Origin of the sequence: Methylibium sp. T29 (assembly GCF_000576205.1) — a bacterium.
Taxonomy (GTDB): Bacteria; Pseudomonadota; Gammaproteobacteria; order Burkholderiales; family Burkholderiaceae_C; genus Methylibium; species Methylibium petroleiphilum.
The window spans coordinates 1-2,839 of sequence record NZ_AZND01000353.1; the positions used below are offsets into that span (position 1 = coordinate 1).

The 2,839-nt window shown below is 69.9% G+C and carries 4 protein-coding genes; all 4 read right to left on the reverse strand.

The window, feature by feature from the left end; translation table 11 throughout:
* The coding region (locus tag x551_RS20690; RefSeq protein ID WP_152543618.1) for an efflux RND transporter periplasmic adaptor subunit at positions 1-1,058 on the reverse strand (1,058 nt) is incomplete at its 3' end.
* 213 nt (positions 1,059-1,271) lie between these two features.
* Entirely contained in the window at positions 1,272-1,691 is a 420-nt protein-coding gene (locus tag x551_RS20695; protein WP_011831293.1) for a biopolymer transporter ExbD, read from the reverse strand.
* A 38-nt stretch (positions 1,692-1,729) separates the two neighbouring features.
* Complete coding sequence (locus x551_RS20700; protein ID WP_231497828.1) at positions 1,730-2,500, reverse strand: MotA/TolQ/ExbB proton channel family protein; 771 nt, start codon at positions 2,498-2,500, stop codon at positions 1,730-1,732.
* A partial coding sequence (locus tag x551_RS20705) for an energy transducer TonB (protein ID WP_036250855.1) occupies positions 2,497-2,839 on the reverse strand: 343 nt, incomplete at its 5' end. The genes x551_RS20705 and x551_RS20700, both read right to left, overlap by 4 nt.

Genomic DNA, 2,839 nt, shown 5'->3' on the forward strand with positions numbered 1-2,839 from the left:
GACGCGGCGCGCTCGGTCTCGCCGCGCTCGCGGCGGCCCCCGCCAGTGCGTCCGCTGCCGGTGCTGCCGATCGCCGCGACCGGCACGACCAGCGCGTCCTTGGCCTCGGCCGCGATGAAGAAGACCTGCGCGGTCATGTTCGTCATCAGTGCCTGGTTGTTGTTGGGCACGTCGAACAGCGCGTTGTAGAGCACCACGTTGTTGGTCACGGTCGGCGTCGGCTCCACCTTGCGCAGCGTGCCGTACCAGCGCCGGCCCTGGCTGCCCAGGGTCGTGAAGTAGACCGTCATGTCCTGGCGCAGCTTGCTGACGTCGGCTTCCGACACCTGGGTCTGCACCGTCATCGTCGACAGGTCGGCGATGCGCAGGATGGTCGGCGCCGACTGGTTGGCGTTCAGGGTCTGGCCCTGGCGCGCGGTGACGCTGACCACGGTGCCGGCCAGCGGGGCGTAGATCTTGGCGTAGTTGAGGTTGGCCTCGTCGGCCCGGAGCGTCGACTCGGTCTGCTCGATCGACGCCTTGATGGCGTCGATCTGCGCCTTGGCGGCCTTGGCGGTGGCCTCGGCCTGCTGCAGTGACTCGGTGGTCGTCGCGTCGTCCTTCATCAGGTTGCGCTGGCGGGTGAGCAGCAGCTGCGCCAGCGCGTACTGCGATTCACGCTCGGCCAGCGTCGCGCGCTGGTTGCGCAGGCCGGCGCGGCGCGCATCGACGGTGGCGGTCAGCACCGTCGGGTCGATCTCGGCCAGCAGGTCGCCGGCCTTGACGATCGAGCCGACCTCGACGTGCAGCCGCTTCAACTGCCCGGACACCTGTGCGCCGACGTCGACGTAGTCGCGCGGCTGCACGGTGCCGGTCGCGGTCACCAGGTCCTGGATGTCGGCGCGCTGCACCGTCGCGAACTGGTACTGCTCGCGCAGGTTGGGCTGGCCATAGAACAGGCGCCAGGCCGCGTAGCCGCCGCCGACGATCAGCAGCAGCGCGATCACGGCCCACAGGGCACGATGGGCGAGAATGCGGCGCCAGCGCGGGCGCGATGCGGTGTCGGGGGGTGCGGTCATGGGAAACGGAGCCGGGGTCCTGGGGTGCGGGTGCGGCGGTCGGTGTGGGCCGGCGGCGAAGGAGTCGCCAGTCTGCGGGCCGCACGGTTAAGCAATGGGGCGCGATTGTGGCGGCTTTGTAAAGCCCGGGCGGGCCGCGCCGGCGTCACGGGCCCGATGTGACGAAGGCCGCACGCGGCGGCCTTCGTCGTCCGACGGGCGGCGTGGCCGCCGTCAGCGCGCGTCGGGCTCGCTGACGAAGCCGACCTTGCTCAGGCCCGCCTTCGAGGCGTCGGCCAGGGTCTCGGCGACGTAGCGGTAGGCCACCGCCTGGTCGGCGCGCAGATGCACCTCGGGTTGCGGCTGCTTCTGTCCGGCGTCGGCGAAGCGCTGCGCGGCCTCTTCGCGTGTCACCGTCTCGCCGTTCCAGAAGCGGACGCCGGCGCCGTCGATCGCGAACTCGATCTTGTCGGGCTTGAGCTCGTTGACCTGGCTGCTCGCCTTCGGCAGGTCGAGCTTGACCGCATGGGTGAGCAGCGGGGCGGTGACGATGAAGATCACCAGCAGCACCAGCATCACGTCGATCAGCGGCACCATGTTGATCTCGGACACCGGAGCGGACGAGGATTTGCGGTCGAAGCTGGCGAAGGCCATGGTGGGCTGGCTCCTGCGTGAAGGGTGAAGGGAAGGGCTCAGGCGCCGCGCGCGGCCGGGGTCAGCTTGCCCGGCATCGTGCGCACGTTGTCGCTGCCGCTCTTCGCGGCGTCGGCCAGCGGCGAACCCATCGACAGGAAGGTCATCAGCTCGAAGGCGAAGGCGTCGAGCTTGGCGTTGAGCACGCGGTTGCTGCGCGTGATGGCGTTGTAGGCCATCACCGCGGGGATCGCGACCGCGAGGCCGATGCCGGTCATGATCAGCGCCTCGCCCACCGGGCCGGCCACCTTGTCGAGCGTGCCCGAGCCGCTCATGCCGATCGCCACCAGCGCGTGGTACACGCCCCAGACCGTGCCGAACAGGCCGACGAAGGGCGCGGTGGCGCCGATCGTCGCGAGCCAGGTCAGGCCGTTCTCGAGCCGCGTGGTCTCCTCGTCGAGCACCTTCTTGATGGTGCGGGTGACGAAGTCCTGCGCGGTGCCCGCCTCCTCCAGCTTGGCCGCGCCGTAGCGGGCATGGTGGGCCTGCGCGTTGATCGCGTGGGCGGTCAGGTGCGCGAACGGCTCCTGCACGCCATGGGTGCCGATCTCGGCGCCCACCTCGTCGAGCGAGCGCGCGTTCCAGAAGAAGTGCAGGAACTTCTCGCTGCGCCGCGTGCGCAGCAGCTGGCCGAGGCCCTTGACGACGATCAGGGTCCACGAGATGGCCGACATCACCACCAGCACGGCCAGCAGCGACTTGCCGACGAAATCGCTCTGCGCGATGAAGTGGGCGAAGCCCATCGAAGTGTTCACATCGGTCACGGTCATCTCTCCATTTCAAAGACCAGGGGCATCACGACCCAGAAGGGCTGGGCCACGCCGTTCTCGGTGTAGGGCTTGAAGCGCGTTGCCTTCACGGTGGCAAGTGCGGCGTCGTCGAGGCGGGAGAAGCCGGACGAGCGCTGCAGGAGCATCTGGCGCGGCAGGCCTTGGTCGTCGACCAGCACGCGCACGTGCACGCGGCCCGATTCGTTGAGCCGCTTGGAAGCGGTCGGGTAGACCAGGTTCGGCGGCGTCAGGTACTCGACCTGCGTGATCGCCACGGTGCGCGGCTGCGGCGGCGGGGCCGGTGGTGCGGGCGGCGGCCGGCGGCGGCTCGACCGCCAC

Bases quoted from the DNA above. Each gene is read 5' to 3' on its own strand.
- x551_RS20695 (WP_011831293.1), bottom strand. From the start codon at position 1,691: ATGGCCTTCGCCAGCTTCGACCGCAAATCCTCGTCCGCTCCGGTGTCC.
- x551_RS20700 (WP_231497828.1), bottom strand. From the start codon at position 2,500: ATGACCGTGACCGATGTGAACACTTCGATGGGCTTCGCCCACTTCATC.